This window comes from Falsibacillus albus, from assembly GCF_003668575.1.
GTDB classification, from domain to species: Bacteria; Bacillota; Bacilli; order Bacillales; family DSM-25281; genus Falsibacillus; species Falsibacillus albus.
Map to the genome: position 1 here is coordinate 1 of NZ_RCVZ01000032.1, position 14,076 is coordinate 14,076.

Genomic DNA, 14,076 nt, shown 5'->3' on the forward strand with positions numbered 1-14,076 from the left:
CTTGTCCCCGTCGTGAAGCAAAATTGAATTAAAGGGAATCAGAAAGGGGATCTGATGCCCGTCGCGATGCAAAAACGAAATAAAGGGAACCAGAAAGCGAATCTGGTTCCCGTCGCGAGTGCCAAACCGCAATAAAGGGAATCAGGAGCCCCCCTGATGCCCCCCATGCTAACAATATGCAAAAAGGCAAGCTGCATCAGTGCAGCTTGCCTTTTCTTCTGATCCACCAAACCGCCAGCAGCAATGATAACCCGCTGATCGCCAGGGAGAGTTCGAAGTATGGAGGATAATATGTCAGCTCCACATGATTTTGCCCTGGCTTGATCGGGATTCCAATGAAGGCATAGTTGGCTTTTTGTACGTTTTGTTTTTTTCCGTTGACGTGGGCTGTCCATCCTTTTTCATAGGGGATGGGCAGTACCATATAGGAATCTCCGCGGTTGTTTTGCAGGTTCACGTTGATATGATTTTTCTCGATATCCACGTTGGCTTTTTGTTTTTTCATTTCGGTTTGATTTTTCAATGTTTGATAGCCCTCGGAATAAAGGTGGAAGTCGTTTAAGGTATAGCTTCCTTTTGGGACGCGGATCTTGATCGTTTGATTGACTTGGATCCGGACCGTGATGTGATCGAAGGTTGTCCGGTAAATGGACGACCTCGATTTCCTGGACGTTTTGAATTCATTGATAGACAACGGAAATAGCGGTGCGGTCTTGCTGTTGTTTTTTAAATAAAATGATAGATAAAGATCTTTCGCACCCGGCGGCATTTTCCCCACTGTCATGTCCAGGCCGCCTGTTTTTTGATCGACATGCAATTGCCCATGCTGATACGTTCCAGAAACGGGCTGAATCTTCGTTTGCTGCATGAGATCCTTGCTTTTTCCCAATTTATCAGTCTGTTGATTGCCTGGAACATTCAGCACGACGCCTTTCAGCATCGCATGTTCCCGGTCAATCACCGGATCATGCTTCAACTTCGCCGAGCTGTAGATGGTGCTTGTCGTTCGGACAAAGGGAAGGACGTTTTCGTTGCGATAAATGACGTAATGCCTGCTTTTCACATACGGTTTAAAGCCATAAGGGATGTTTCTCGCTTTCCCTTTTTCATACATGATATATTTTCCGCGGAGGAGGCTGTATAAGTTGGCCCGGTCTCCTAAACTGTTGTAGCGGCTGACGCTTTCCCGCTTCATATCGATTTTCAGGTCCTTGTAATAAAAGAATAAAATGTTTTTATTCAGTATGCTTGAATAAGCGCTGATGCCGTTGAAGTCCTCGACAATAGGGGTGTTATTACGATTTTCAATGATCCAGTCCATCCTTGTGGTGTCGCTGTTGTCCTGCTTCATGGCCCGCTGGATCAGCTTCCGTTGTTCATCGGAATTATAATGCTCGCTCGTCATATATGCTTTTGTCGAAGACTGGACACCGCCATATTTGTACAGGCCATACTGAAAGGCATTGGTCACGATCAGATTGATGACAATCAATATGCCCATGATCAGAACGATGGACTTTTTCTTTTTAAATAAGAAAAAATAGACCGCCAGCAGGACGAGAGAACCGATCAGAGAGGCAACTTTGAGCCCCGTTGGATGGATGATCAAAGCAGTGCAGTAAACGATGAAAGCGGCGATGAACGCTTTTTTCAACGATGCACCTGACAGTTTTGAACGTTCTTGCAGTCCTGCTGCTATCGCGCCCGAAGCGCAAAAGTTGATGATATACTCAAACCTGAATTGCGGAGCGGAGAAGCCGTTAAAGACACTTGCCATGATGGGGCTGAAGTGAAAGAGAATGAATAGGCTTCCGATCCATGCGAATAGTTTAAAGGTATGATTTTTATAAAAAGAAAAAATAAAAAGGAACAGGACAAAAACGACCGGGAGCCAAATGGTCTTGTCTCCAAGGAAAGCATTTTGGCCAGCATCAAAGATGGGAATATGGTCTTTGAAGGCTGGGCGGAAATTGTGCAAGAATCCGTAAACGGCCGGGATAAAGGAAACGGAACTGATCCCTGCCCCAAGAAGGATGCTCCCTGCTAAAAGCTTCACCTGCTTCTTCTCGTGCACATCTAATGGAATCAGCCAGCGAAAGACGATATAGATTCCCATGAAAATAAAATGAATATAGGCGAAATAGAAATTATCGAACATCGATAATGCGACAGCTGTGATCAACGCAGTCGGCTTTTGCTCCCGGAAAACCTTCTCGATCCCCAGTACAAATAGGGGCAGCCAAAGAAAGGCATCGGAGAAAAATTCCCAATAGGTGACATGGCGGAAATACATGATGCTCCCGCCGTACAAGAACGCTGCCACAAACGCGTAAGGCATCCTGATTTTCATATAACGAAATACATACGTCGTGATGATGAAGATCAAAGATAGCCGAATGATGCTGATGTAAATCGTTGCATTCGCCCAAAAGAGGGCGTCTGGCGTTGAAATGATCGATAACTTATCAAGTATGAAAACAAAGCCAAACACAAAGAAATAGAAAATGTTATTGGCGTAATAATAGGCAAGCTGGTAGGTCCCGCCGCCAAGCCCATAATGGAAGCTGTAAAAGAAATTGCCTTTCGAAAATTGATCATAGACCATTTTTCGAAAGGGAATCATTTGCGACAATCCATCATGGGGTCCTGCCATAAAGGACCCGTTGGCTGTTTGATAAAGAAAAAAAGCGTGAGCCAATATCGATAGGATGATACTGCTGAAAATAAGCAGAACATGTTTGTTTTTCATCATGATGAATCCTGACCTCGCTTTAAAATTTTACCAGTCAAAATAAAGGTAACAGGTATCGTGAATACCACCGATAAGATCGGCGCAATATAGCCATTCAAGTGAAGATATTCAACAAAGATATAAATAAAGGCAGATGATATCGAGATATTCACAACCTGGGTAATGGGAAATTGCAAAAACTTACGCAGCGTTGGCTTCACGCGATAAGTGAAATACACATTCAAATAAAAGGAAAGGACCATACTGATCAAGAAAGCGATCCAATGGGAAAAGAGATAGTTTAAGCCGGCGATTTGAAACAAGATCAAATAAAAGAAATAATAGTTCGCTGTATTGATTCCGCCGACAAACATAAAGCGTACTAATTCACCCTTGTTCTTTAACATGAATGACATCCTCTCCCACATTTGTCTGCTCAATCAAATAATGGGGCCGCTGCTTCGCCTCTACATAGATGCGTCCGATATACTCTCCGATGACGCCTAGGCTGACCAATTGAGCACCGCCCAAGAACAGGACAGAAGAGATGGTGGTAAAGTACCCTGGGACCGCAATACCGTTGAATAAAATGCGAACAAACATGATGCTGATGGACAACAACGAGAGCAGCAGCGTCGCAATTCCGGTATATAAACAAATCCGCAATGGTTTGTGATTAAAGGACACAACCCCTTCAATGCCGTAGTCGATCAGCTTTTTGATCGACCATTTTGATACGCCGGCCTTTCGCGTTGTATTATCGTACTTGATCACTTTTTGATGAAAGCCGATCCACGAAAAGAGCCCTTTGGAAAAGCGGTTCCGCTCGCTGATCTGCAAGACCGCATTGACGGCCCGCCTGCTGAGCAGTCGAAAGTCGCCTTGTCCATCCTTCAATTCCACATCGACCAATTTTTCCAAAACGGCATAATAGAGGCTCGATAGCTTGCTTCGGACGAATGAATCACCAGCCCGGTCACGCTGCGCAATCACTTGATCATAGCCTTCTTCATAGCCTTCAATTAAAGAATGAATCAAGCTTGTCGGATGCTGCAGATCGGCATCCATAATGATGACCGCATCGCCTCTGGCATGCTTCAAGCCGGCAAACATCGCCGATTCTTTCCCGAAATTCCTCGTCAATGCCACATATTTCACTTCTGGATGATGATAGGACAATTCTTTAATCCACTCGATCGTTTGATCCGTGCTCCCATCATCGATAAAAATAATTTCGTATCGTGCAATTCTATGGGATAGTTCCTTTGTTAGAGCGTGATATATAGGAAGAATATTTTCGGCTTCATTAAAAGACGGTATCAATACCGAGATGAAAATATCCATAATATTCATCACCTTTCCTATTAAAACTCCCTCACATAGGGGAGGAATTTGTATAATTGCAGCTGTGGCCATAAGAGCCGGCAAGCCCCTGGCCAATTTCTATATTACTCGCCCAATCTCGATATCCCCTGAATAATACATTAAAATTCCATTAAAAAAAGAAAAATAACCATAAATAATGGTAAGTTGTAGGTGAGAAGCTAACATATGGATATCGTTTTTTAGACCAAAGGAGTGATTTAAATGCCAGAGCGGATATTAGTCGTGGAAGACGAAAATCAGATCGCACGCATTTTAAAAATAGAGCTTGAATACGAAGGGTATGAAGCTGTCATTGCGAATGACGGAAAATCTGGCTTGCAAAAAGCATTGGAGGAAAAGTTTGATTTAATCCTTCTTGATGTGATGCTGCCTGAACTGAATGGATTGGAAGTCTTAAGGAAGATCAGAAAGGAAAAAAACGCGCTGCCGATCATTTTATTGACGGCAAGAAATATGACCATGGATAAAGTGGCGGGACTCGATCTCGGGGCCAATGATTATATAACGAAGCCGTTCGAGATGGAGGAATTATTAGCGAGGGTCCGGTCTTCGCTGCGCCAAGCTTCCGTTTCGTCCCACTCCGAGGAATCGGAGGAAGAGCGCTTAACGATCAAGGATCTAGTGGTCAACCTTCAAACGAGGGAAGTGGAGCGGGGAGGAACGCCGATCTCGCTGACGCCAAAGGAATTTGATTTCCTGGTGTATTTGCTTTCGAATAAAAATCGGATCGTGACCCGTGAAAATATCATCTATCATGTATGGGGCTATGAGTATGAAGGGGAAACCAACGTGATCGATGTGTATATCAGACATTTAAGAAAGAAATTAGAAGAAGATTTTCCCGGGTCGCAAATCATACATACGGTTAGGGGCGTGGGATATATCGTAAAGGAGGCGTGAATGGATGAAAATAACCACTAAAATCAACCTGATGACAACGGCATGGATCCTGATTGTCTTGATCATCATCAACTCAATCGTATTCTTTTCATTCATGAATATCACGTTTAACCTTGAGCAGGATGAGGTGCATCAGCGGGCTTCAGACATCATGAAGGAGATCAATCCAGAAGACTCACCTGAAGTGATTGAAAAGAAATTAATGCCATACTTATCCAGTCATTCCTTTATCCGCATCATCAATAAACAATCCCATGTGATCGCCCAATCAGCGAATGATGAACATTTAGCCAAAAAGATAAAAGCGAAATATTCCAGTAAATCAACGACTCAAAGGCGGATAGTCAGAGAAGAAGGTGGAGAAGAACAGATCATCATTTATAAGCAGCCCATCAACGTCAATGGCCAGCCTGTGAAAATACTGGAAATCGGGGAGCGTGTGATCGGGCTTGAGCTCGGGAAGGACGTACTGCTTTCCATTCTTGCCATATGTACGATCCTGGGGGCTGTTTTATCCCTGCTCGGGGGAAGATGGTTGTCCAATATCATTATCCGGCCGATTTCCAACATGATCAACACAATGGAGGATATCGAAAAGAGCGGGATCCCGAAAAGAATCAGCATTCAGCATGAAACAAAAGATGAACTCACTAAGATGGCTGTGACCTTTAATCGCATGATCGGACGGCTGGATGCCAATCTCGAGAGGCAAAAGCAGTTCATTTCAGATGCTTCCCATGAATTAAAAACCCCGCTGACGGTCATCAAAAGCTACGCCGATTTATTAAGGAGACGGGGAATTCAAAATGCCGAAATCACGCTGGAAGCGATTGAAGCCATTCATTCGGAAGCGACCCGAATCCAAAGGATGACCGAACGATTTTTGGATCTTGCCAATACAGAATTGGAACATGACTTAGACCTTATTTCGATTCATTTAGCATCATTTTGTGAAAAAATCTTTAACCAGCTGAAAATCGCTTATAAAAGAGAAATCATTTTTCATTATGACAATGATGCGCTCACGATCATGGCGGATGAATTAAAACTGAAACAGGTCATCATCATCACGATCGATAATGCCCTGAAATACAGTACAGACCGAATTGATGTGTATTTGGAAGACCATGAACACAATGCCGTCATCCGCGTCGTCGATTACGGAATCGGAATCCCGCACAATGAAATCGAAAATATCTTTGAACGCTTCTACCGCGTCGATAAAGCGAGAAGCAGGGCCACAGGAGGCACCGGATTAGGACTGTCCATCGCCAAAAATATCATGAAGCAGCATCACGGCGAAATCAAAGTAAAAAGTACCGAAGGCGAAGGAACAGAAGTTGAGCTCCACTTGCCTAAAACCCAAAAGACGGATTAAAAATCACTTGAGGACCCAATACTCCAATTTCAATGGGAGTATTGGGTTTTTATGTCTTTATTAATGATTTCTTAATTTAACATTAAGAAGACGTTCAGCTGGGACGTGTATGCTAAGAACAGCAACAGCGATGTATTTTATTGAGGTGAAAAATATGTTCCAACTGGACTTTAAACTATTTCATGTAATTAACCATCTTGCAGTAAGTGAAAAACCTTTAGACCCGATCGTTGCCATATTCACGGAATATGGACAGTATTTATTTTTGGCTGGCTTACTCTTTTATTGGTTTTATCCAAAAAAGAAAAATCGAAAAATGGTCATGGAAGCCTTCCTTGGCGTTTGCCTGGCGATGGCCATCAACGCGGCAATCGGCCACTTCTTCTACCGGGACCGCCCATTCGTGCATCATCATGTGTACAGGCTCATCCCCCACGCGGAAAATGCATCGTTTCCAAGCGATCATGCAGCCGGTTCCTTCGTGATCGCGGCCGCTATCTGGATTTGGATGAAGCGTGACGGCTGGGTATGGATGATCCTTGCAGCTGCCCTTTCCATATCCCGCGTCTGGACGGGTGTCCATTACCCATCAGATGTACTGGCAGGGATGCTCATCGGCATCGGTGCGGCGTTCATCATTCACTGCATCTTCAAACGCTTGCCCAAACTCAATGAATGGGCAAACCGCTTGATCGAGTTTTATGAAAACATCGAAAGTAAAGTATGGAAAAAAACTGCTTAGGAAAAATGGTGAGGGAGCAAGCCAGCAGCAAATGTTCACAAAGAGGAGTTGGTGAAGTATGAAATATAAAGACAAAATCCTAATACTTTCAGCCGCTGTCGGCGATGGCCATAAACAAGTCGCAAGGGCGATGGGCGAGGCTGTGGAAGACAGCTTCCCTGGCACCGAACCCATAATATTGGACATGATGGAGTGGCTGCACCCATACCTTTCTCCGATCAGTACGTATATCTATAAAAAGAGCATTAAAAAATTCCCACAGGTGTACAGCTACCTCTATCACAAAACGCGTGTGAAAAGTAATTTTTCCACCAAGCTGAATGCCCTATTCACGATGGGGATGCATTCAATGCTTGAAATGATTCAAGCAATCAATCCGATTGCCGTCGTCAGCACCCACCCTTTTGCAGCGGGCATCATCTCCAAACTAAAAGAGCAGGGGCTGATTGACATCCCGGCGATGACGGTCATCACCGACTACACAGATCATTCTTACTGGATCCATCCTTTTACCGATCAATACATTGTCGGAACAAGCCAAGTGAAAGAACGATTGGTTTCAGTCGGGGTGGAAGCATACAAAATCAAAAACACGGGCATTCCATTGAGAAGAGGATTTTTGGAAGAGCAGCCGAAAGAGGATTTGTTGAAAAAATATAACCTCCGTCCAGACAAGCTCACCATCCTCGTGATGGGCGGCGGCGATGGCTTCTTCGGCAAAGACGCTTCCACCTTTCAGGCGTTTGAACAAATTTCGTCCTCCATCCAGCTCATCATTGTCTGCGGGCGGAATGACAAATTAAAAACACAGCTGGAACAAGAGCTGAGAGACTCAAAACACGATGTAAGCATAATGGGCTTCACGGAAAACATCCATGAATTAATGGCGATTTCAGACCTGATGATTACAAAAGCAGGCGGCGTCACGACATCAGAGGCCATTGCGATGCAGCTGCCATTATTGATCTTCAATCCCCTGCCTGGACAGGAAGAAGACAACGCCAATTTCCTCCTGGAATCAGGCCTCGGACTATTGGCCAAAACGCCATCCGATTTGATCGGTAATATACAAAGCATCCTGCATGACGATACACCACTAACCTTCATGCGAAACAAATCGAGGAAATTCCATACAAAAACCGCCTCCCTCGATGCAGTAACCATCATGACTCAATTAATCAACCACGCCCATAAGCAGGAAATAAGCTTAGCATAAAAACAAACGCCCCGTCGATTTGACGGGGCGTTAATTTATCATCAGATACTCTTTTTCAATCCACACTTGGTGCATTCCCTCAAAAACACATAATCTTTAACCGAGCTTTTGAAATTCGCTTCCCCGCAATTATCACAACGGCCGCTTCGTTTATCGGGAAAATCCTTATAATCATACACAATTGAAGTATCCAATAAAGTTTCATTATTCTCGTTCGAATCGTTCACCTTAACTCCCACCTATTCCATCATGATGCTCTCATTATCATAACAAATCGCAATATGAATGACTAGATTTCATGAGGCTGGGGCTCGCGCCCGAACGAGCGTCGATGGTGGGAGAAAGGGAACGGGAGTGTGGTTCTCGTGCCCGAATTGGGCTTGATAGGGAGGAACAGGGAACGGGAGCGTGGTGCTCGTGCCCTCTTCGGGGTTGATGGTGAGAGAAAGGGAACGAGAGCGCGGTCCTCGTGACCAAACCGGGGTTGGTGGGGTGGAAAAGGTAACTTGGCCTGTGCAGTTGAGACCAGAAATGAACAAAATAAAGCAATCTAAGGTCTCATAGTGTACGTATGAGAGACCCAGAAAGATCAAATTGAGCCGAAAGCGAGTCTCAAAGCCTCCTAATGAGACCCGAAAAAAGCAAAGCCAAACTAAGCCAAAACCGTGTTTCAAACGTGAATATGGGAACAAAAACATCATTAAGCAACATCACCTCTGCAACTGCAAAATCGCACATTTCAACGGTCGCAGCATTGTAGATCCCTTCATCAAAATAAAGGAAAATTTACGAACGGATTCGAATTATTAATCGAGCGAAAAATTATTATAAATTTTTATATAAAATTTTCTCAATCATGTCGAACTACCAGACATCCATTCGTTGTGTTTATAGAGGGTGAAAGAAAGGGGGGAACTGGATGACTGAACCGAGGATTCACCAAACCATCGATTCGATCTGGCGGACGGAAGCGGCAAAAATCATCGCTTGCCTGGCTGGGATTGTCCGGGATCTCGGGGTGGCCGAGGACCTTGCACAAGATGCGCTCGTAACAGCGTTGGAACGATGGCCGCAATCAGGAATTCCGGAGAACCCGGGAGCATGGTTGATGACTGTCGCAAAACGGCGGGCATTTGATTTGCTCCGCAGGAACAAGCTCCGCCATATCAAGTATGGAGAGATTGGTGCTGAGCTGGATGGACAGCTGCAGCCAGACTGGGAAGAGGGGCTCGACGATAATATCAGTGATGACCTTCTGCGGCTTATCTTCACCACGTGCCACCCGATCCTGTCAGCGGAGGCGCGGGTAGCACTGACGTTGAGGCTGCTCGGAGGACTTAAAATCGAGGAGATCGCAAAAGCTTTCCTTGTTCCCGTGACGACCATTGCACAGCGGATTGTCCGCGCGAAACGCACGATCACCGCCGCGAAGGTCCCGCTGGAAGTCCCGGAGAAAACTGATTTTCCTGATCGGCTATCATCTGTACTCGAGGTCATCTATCTCATGTTCAATGAGGGATATTCCGCATCCTCCGGTGAAAGCTGGATCCGGCCGCTGCTATGCGAGGAGGCGCTTCGGGTCGGGCGTTTATTGGCGGAAATCGCACCAGATGAGAAGGAAGTCCATGGCCTTGTCGCCCTCATGGAAATTCAAACATCGCGTTTTCGAGCGAGGGTGAATGAAGAAGGGGAGCCGGTTCTACTGCTGGAGCAGAATCGTGCCCATTGGGACCACTCGGCCATTCGCCGCGGGATCGATTCCCTTAAGCGCGCTGAACATTTAGGAGGACCGCTTGGAATGTACGGTTTACAAGCATCGATTGCCTCGTGCCATGCCAAGGCACGCACGTCTGAAGAAACGGATTGGATACACATTTCCGCTCTATACGATGCATTAGCGCAAGTAGCGCCGTCCCCCGTTGTTGAGCTGAACAGAGCCGTGGCGATCTCGATGGCATACGGGTGGGAGGCAGGACTGGAAATCATAGATTCGCTGCTGGTTGAACCCGCCTTGAAGAATTATCATCTGCTGCCGAGTACGCGCGGTCATTTTTTAGAAAAAATGGGACGCCGCAGAGAAGCCTGCGACGAATTTAATCGGGCAGCATCCCTCACCCAAAATGCACCAGAACGGGAATTGCTCCTCAAGCGCGCTTTTGAATGTTTGGAAGAATGAGAGAACAACAAATTAATCAAAAAGGAGTTTAATAAAATGAAATATTTATGCTTAGGTTATTTGTATCCTGAAAAAATGGACGCTCTTCCAAACGATGAGAAGGAGTCGATTTTGCAGGAGTGCGGCTCACATCTCAAGGGATTTTACGAAACGAATCAAGTGATGCTTGATGCCGGCCTCGATGCAGAGGTGAAATCATTGAAAAGGGTGAACGGGAAAGTCAAAGTCATCGATGGTCCATTTATCGAAACGAAAGAGCTGATTGGAAGTGCGATCCTAATCGAAGCACGTGACATGGAGGAAGCCATCGAAATCGCCTCCAAACACCCGTCCATCCAAATCGAGGCAGGGGAGGATCTCGGATGGGCGATCGAAATCCGCCCGATCCATTATTTCGAGATGATAGATCAAAAATGAACGAATTTCACGAAAGCATATCCATCCCCTCTGGACGGATATGCTTTTTTCATTGATAGAGAAATTACACCAACACTCTTTCCATATTATGCTAAAATAAATGTGACTATTGAAGGGGGATGGGGATCATGGGTTCACGAATCATGCACTTGATTATCGGAAATAAAATTGCGCAGTCTTTATCGATCGAAGATAAATCATCATTTTTACTTGGCAGCATCGCACCGGATGCGGTATCAAACAAAAACGCATCCCATTTCTTTATAGGGGACGTACGGGATTATTCCAGAAGCGTTGATGCGAAAGGATTTTTATATAAGTATCGCGAACATGAGTTGAACCCTTATGTATTGGGGTACTATGCCCACTTAATCGCGGATGATATATGGCTGCGGGGCTTTAATCTATCGTGGCTGAAAAACAGAATGGATGCCGATGAGGGATTATACGGGCGATACCATCAGGATTTTCAATTGCTGAATGGAAAGCTGCTGGATTACTATCGCTTTACCGAAGAATTAAAAGAAGCGCTCAGCCATTTTTCTGAAATAATCGATTTCGAAGAGGTCAAGCGGGGGGATGTGGAAGAATTTGTTCCATATGCGTTAGGCGATATGGAATACGATCAGTCCGCCATCAAGGAAGAACTGAATGTTTTTACATTCAATCAGATCATCGGATACATAGAGACATCGGTGGAGCTGGGGATCATGAAGATCAAACCGCTCCTGGCATAAATCTAAGGAGAATACTATGAAAAAAAGGATGATCTTTTTCGTATTGGGTATGGTTTTATTCTTGGCGTCTCTACCAATGAGCACAAGACTGGTCATGGAACTTGTCCATAACCAAAAAATGAAGAGAGAATACAAGATTACAAATGTATTGGACACGAGGCAACACTTCAAGGGCCATACTATTGAAATAAATGAGACGATGAAAGATGGAAAGGGGAATGTCGATCCGTGGGGCGATCAAATCGGCACGGCAGATTTATCGGTGAATATGGATGGGGAGGAAATTGAGACACTTACGAATTATCCGATACAAGTGAGAACTGAAGGATTGAACAGATATAGTGGCGGAGTTGCCTTTTTGACCCTGGAAGATAAAAAGAACAGGAAGACACAATTCGTGATTCTCCTGAAGGAAACAAGAGAATTTCAAAAGAAGCTCCCGAATGGAGATATAACCGGATCCGCACCGGAAGATAAGCTGAAATACAAGGTTTTTAGATTGGATGAAAATGGCGATATTAGCCATGAATCTTTTTATTTACCTGAAAGGGATGGACTTCAAACGGAATTACTGAATGCAGGTAGAGTGGCACCATATCCGCTTGGTTATTATACAGATGTTTGGGTGAGCTACCCAATCTTCTTCATTCCATTCCTATTTCCGTTTTTTACATTAATCCTTGGAATCATCTTTATCCTTGTAAGTTTGATTTTGAAATCAGGAGGTACCCATGACACAAAGCAAACAATTCTGGAATGAGAAATATGCCGAACAGGAAGATCTTTGGGGACTCAGGCCAGAGCAGACATTAGTAACCTATGAGAAACTTATCCCAGAGAACGGAAAGATACTCGACTTGGGGATTGGGGAAGGCCGCAACTCCATCTATTTTGCCAGCAAAGGATGGAGCGTGGACGGCGTCGACATTGCGGATACGGCGGTTGATCGATGCAGGCAAATGGCGAATCAAACGGGATTCGATATCCATGCCAGTATAGGTGATTTAAGGGACTTTCATATTCAACCCGAATCCTACTCCTTGATCATAATGGCGAACATCCTTAACTTCTTTCATGACGATGAAATCAACGCGATTTTGAAAAAGGTAAAAGCCGGTTTGATTGAAGGGGGACTTGCCTATATTCAGGCATTTGACATACACGATCCAAGCTTCTCCAAGAGGCTCCACCTTTTAGACGAAAAATTCAACAATACCCTATACAATCCAAAAACCGACAGCTACATGCATTATTTTACGGTGGATGAATTGCAGGAATCATTCATGGGATACAAAACGATAAAATGCTCCCAATCCATCCAGATGGATCTCGGCCATGGTGAGCCGCATCATCACGGATTGATCGAGCTGTTGGTGCAGAAGAATAAAGATACTGAATTAGGAAAAGAGGAATTGAATGTACAAAGATCATGATTTAGTCATTCGAAAAATAGAAGAACGAGACTTAGAACGATTGTGGGAACTAGCCTATAAAGAAGATGCGCCCGAATGGAAAAGGTGGGACGCGCCTTACTTTCCCTTTAAATCCATGACCTTTGAACAATTTTTGGAGCAGAAATCATCCTGGGTGAATCAAGATCACCGATGGATCATTACTGTACAGGACGTAGTCGTCGGGACCGTTACCTACTATTTTGAAGACGATCAATCAAGATGGTTGGAGATGGGCATTACTTTATATCAAGGGAATGAATGGGGAAAAGGCATCGGAACCCGGGCACTGAAGCTTTGGATTGACCATATCTTTCAAACATTGCCGCTCACCAGAGTGGGCTTAACCACATGGTCAGGAAATGAACGCATGATCCGAGCAGCCGAAAAGCTGGGCATGCAAATGGAAGCGCGCATCAGAAAAGTCCGCTACTTCGAAGGCAATTATTATGATTCCATCCGAATGGGCATCTTGAGGGAAGAATGGGAAACGTTGACGACTGCAGCCCAAATTTGATGCCACACCCTGCTTCCAAAATTCTTTGTATAGGACAAACTTGGTAGCGGGAATCATGAGTAGTAGGAGGCGATATGTGCATGAATACATTTGAAGTCCTAACACTCATGATCAGTTTCGGAATGTTCGTAGTCGCTATTCTTGATTTTAAACACAAAGACAAAGACCAAGACTCTTAAACACGCTGGAAAGGCGTGTTTTTTTCTTTGGGGGGAAGAAGGAAGTAAGGTGGTCTTGTGCATTGGGTGAGTTCCTTGTGCCCGAATCGTGGCCGCAGAGGCAAACATGGGAACGAGGTCTCTCGTGCCTAAACAAGAGTCGCAAGAATGAATAAGGGAACGCGAAGTCTCCGCTCGTGCCCCAATCGGGCGATCAAAGGCGGAAAAGGGAACGAGAACGGCTGTCCCGTGCCCAAATCGCGGGTT

General features: G+C 44.8%; 15 protein-coding genes. 11 read left to right on the top strand and 4 right to left on the bottom strand.

What is annotated here, in order from left to right; genetic code table 11:
• Nucleotides 1–196 precede the first annotated feature (196 nt).
• From D9X91_RS21990 to D9X91_RS22000, 3 genes are read right to left on the bottom strand one after another with little or no spacing between them, the layout of a single operon-like run.
• Complete coding sequence (locus D9X91_RS21990) at nucleotides 197–2,749, bottom strand: YfhO family protein (protein ID WP_158598393.1); 2,553 nt, start codon at nucleotides 2,747–2,749, stop codon at nucleotides 197–199.
• On the bottom strand, nucleotides 2,749–3,138 hold the full coding sequence (locus tag D9X91_RS21995) for a GtrA family protein (RefSeq protein WP_121682806.1): 390 nt from the start codon (nucleotides 3,136–3,138) through the stop codon (nucleotides 2,749–2,751). Before D9X91_RS21995 ends, D9X91_RS21990 begins: the two co-directional genes overlap by 1 nt.
• Nucleotides 3,119–4,075, bottom strand: coding sequence for a glycosyltransferase family 2 protein (locus D9X91_RS22000; RefSeq protein ID WP_233569892.1), 957 nt, complete (start codon nucleotides 4,073–4,075; stop codon nucleotides 3,119–3,121). The genes D9X91_RS21995 and D9X91_RS22000 overlap by 20 nt, the downstream gene beginning before the upstream one ends.
• A gap of 243 nt (nucleotides 4,076–4,318) precedes the next feature.
• Between D9X91_RS22000 and D9X91_RS22005 the strand changes: the two genes are divergently transcribed.
• The 4 genes from D9X91_RS22005 to D9X91_RS22020 all read left to right on the top strand — a co-directional run bounded on the left by D9X91_RS22005 (nucleotide 4,319) and on the right by D9X91_RS22020 (nucleotide 8,353).
• The gene (locus tag D9X91_RS22005) at nucleotides 4,319–5,017 is read left to right on the top strand and encodes a response regulator transcription factor (RefSeq protein ID WP_121682807.1); all 699 of its coding nucleotides are present in this window, start codon (nucleotides 4,319–4,321) and stop codon (nucleotides 5,015–5,017) included.
• A 4-nt stretch (nucleotides 5,018–5,021) separates the two neighbouring features.
• Entirely contained in the window at nucleotides 5,022–6,395 is a 1,374-nt protein-coding gene (locus D9X91_RS22010; protein WP_121682808.1) for a sensor histidine kinase, read from the top strand.
• 109 nt (nucleotides 6,396–6,504) lie between these two features.
• Nucleotides 6,505–7,137: an undecaprenyl-diphosphatase gene (locus tag D9X91_RS22015; protein WP_121682809.1), complete on the top strand. Its 633-nt coding sequence runs from the start codon at nucleotides 6,505–6,507 to the stop codon at nucleotides 7,135–7,137.
• Between the two features lie 58 nt (nucleotides 7,138–7,195).
• Nucleotides 7,196–8,353 carry an MGDG synthase family glycosyltransferase gene (locus D9X91_RS22020; protein WP_121682810.1) on the top strand — a complete coding sequence of 386 codons (1,158 nt, stop codon included), beginning with the start codon at nucleotides 7,196–7,198 and terminating at the stop codon, nucleotides 8,351–8,353.
• 41 nt (nucleotides 8,354–8,394) lie between these two features.
• On the opposite strand, the gene D9X91_RS22025 is transcribed toward D9X91_RS22020, so the two are convergent.
• Complete coding sequence (locus D9X91_RS22025) at nucleotides 8,395–8,580, bottom strand: hypothetical protein (protein ID WP_121682811.1); 186 nt, start codon at nucleotides 8,578–8,580, stop codon at nucleotides 8,395–8,397.
• A gap of 692 nt (nucleotides 8,581–9,272) precedes the next feature.
• Between D9X91_RS22025 and D9X91_RS22030 the strand changes: the two genes are divergently transcribed.
• The 7 genes from D9X91_RS22030 (at nucleotide 9,273) to D9X91_RS23165 (ending at nucleotide 13,830) form a co-directional block, all read left to right on the top strand.
• Nucleotides 9,273–10,529, top strand: coding sequence for an RNA polymerase sigma factor (locus D9X91_RS22030; protein ID WP_121682812.1), 1,257 nt, complete (start codon nucleotides 9,273–9,275; stop codon nucleotides 10,527–10,529).
• 36 nt (nucleotides 10,530–10,565) lie between these two features.
• Nucleotides 10,566–10,946 carry a YciI family protein gene (locus D9X91_RS22035; RefSeq protein WP_121682813.1) on the top strand — a complete coding sequence of 127 codons (381 nt, stop codon included), beginning with the start codon at nucleotides 10,566–10,568 and terminating at the stop codon, nucleotides 10,944–10,946.
• A 128-nt stretch (nucleotides 10,947–11,074) separates the two neighbouring features.
• Complete coding sequence (locus D9X91_RS22040; protein ID WP_121682814.1) at nucleotides 11,075–11,683, top strand: hydrolase; 609 nt, start codon at nucleotides 11,075–11,077, stop codon at nucleotides 11,681–11,683.
• Between the two features lie 16 nt (nucleotides 11,684–11,699).
• Complete coding sequence (locus D9X91_RS22045; protein WP_121682815.1) at nucleotides 11,700–12,443, top strand: hypothetical protein; 744 nt, start codon at nucleotides 11,700–11,702, stop codon at nucleotides 12,441–12,443.
• Nucleotides 12,415–13,116 carry a class I SAM-dependent methyltransferase gene (locus D9X91_RS22050; RefSeq protein WP_121682816.1) on the top strand — a complete coding sequence of 234 codons (702 nt, stop codon included), beginning with the start codon at nucleotides 12,415–12,417 and terminating at the stop codon, nucleotides 13,114–13,116. Before D9X91_RS22045 ends, D9X91_RS22050 begins: the two co-directional genes overlap by 29 nt.
• Nucleotides 13,100–13,651, top strand: a complete 552-nt coding sequence (locus D9X91_RS22055) for a GNAT family N-acetyltransferase (RefSeq protein ID WP_121682817.1) — start codon at nucleotides 13,100–13,102, stop codon at nucleotides 13,649–13,651. Before D9X91_RS22050 ends, D9X91_RS22055 begins: the two co-directional genes overlap by 17 nt.
• An 80-nt stretch (nucleotides 13,652–13,731) precedes the next feature.
• Nucleotides 13,732–13,830 (top strand): putative holin-like toxin, encoded by a 99-nt coding sequence (locus D9X91_RS23165; RefSeq protein ID WP_407644215.1) that lies wholly within the window; start codon nucleotides 13,732–13,734, stop codon nucleotides 13,828–13,830.
• Nucleotides 13,831–14,076: the final 246 nt, after the last annotated feature.

Bases quoted from the DNA above. Each gene is read 5' to 3' on its own strand.
- D9X91_RS21990 (WP_158598393.1), bottom strand. From the start codon at position 2,749: ATGAAAAACAAACATGTTCTGCTTATTTTCAGCAGTATCATCCTATCG.
- D9X91_RS21995 (WP_121682806.1), bottom strand. From the start codon at position 3,138: ATGTTAAAGAACAAGGGTGAATTAGTACGCTTTATGTTTGTCGGCGGA.
- D9X91_RS22000 (WP_233569892.1), bottom strand. From the start codon at position 4,075: ATGGATATTTTCATCTCGGTATTGATACCGTCTTTTAATGAAGCCGAA.
- D9X91_RS22005 (WP_121682807.1), top strand. From the start codon at position 4,319: ATGCCAGAGCGGATATTAGTCGTGGAAGACGAAAATCAGATCGCACGC.
- D9X91_RS22010 (WP_121682808.1), top strand. From the start codon at position 5,022: ATGAAAATAACCACTAAAATCAACCTGATGACAACGGCATGGATCCTG.
- D9X91_RS22015 (WP_121682809.1), top strand. From the start codon at position 6,505: ATGCTAAGAACAGCAACAGCGATGTATTTTATTGAGGTGAAAAATATG.
- D9X91_RS22020 (WP_121682810.1), top strand. From the start codon at position 7,196: ATGAAATATAAAGACAAAATCCTAATACTTTCAGCCGCTGTCGGCGAT.
- D9X91_RS22030 (WP_121682812.1), top strand. From the start codon at position 9,273: ATGACTGAACCGAGGATTCACCAAACCATCGATTCGATCTGGCGGACG.
- D9X91_RS22035 (WP_121682813.1), top strand. From the start codon at position 10,566: ATGAAATATTTATGCTTAGGTTATTTGTATCCTGAAAAAATGGACGCT.
- D9X91_RS22040 (WP_121682814.1), top strand. From the start codon at position 11,075: ATGGGTTCACGAATCATGCACTTGATTATCGGAAATAAAATTGCGCAG.
- D9X91_RS22045 (WP_121682815.1), top strand. From the start codon at position 11,700: ATGAAAAAAAGGATGATCTTTTTCGTATTGGGTATGGTTTTATTCTTG.
- D9X91_RS22050 (WP_121682816.1), top strand. From the start codon at position 12,415: ATGACACAAAGCAAACAATTCTGGAATGAGAAATATGCCGAACAGGAA.
- D9X91_RS22055 (WP_121682817.1), top strand. From the start codon at position 13,100: ATGTACAAAGATCATGATTTAGTCATTCGAAAAATAGAAGAACGAGAC.
- D9X91_RS23165 (WP_407644215.1), top strand. From the start codon at position 13,732: ATGAATACATTTGAAGTCCTAACACTCATGATCAGTTTCGGAATGTTC.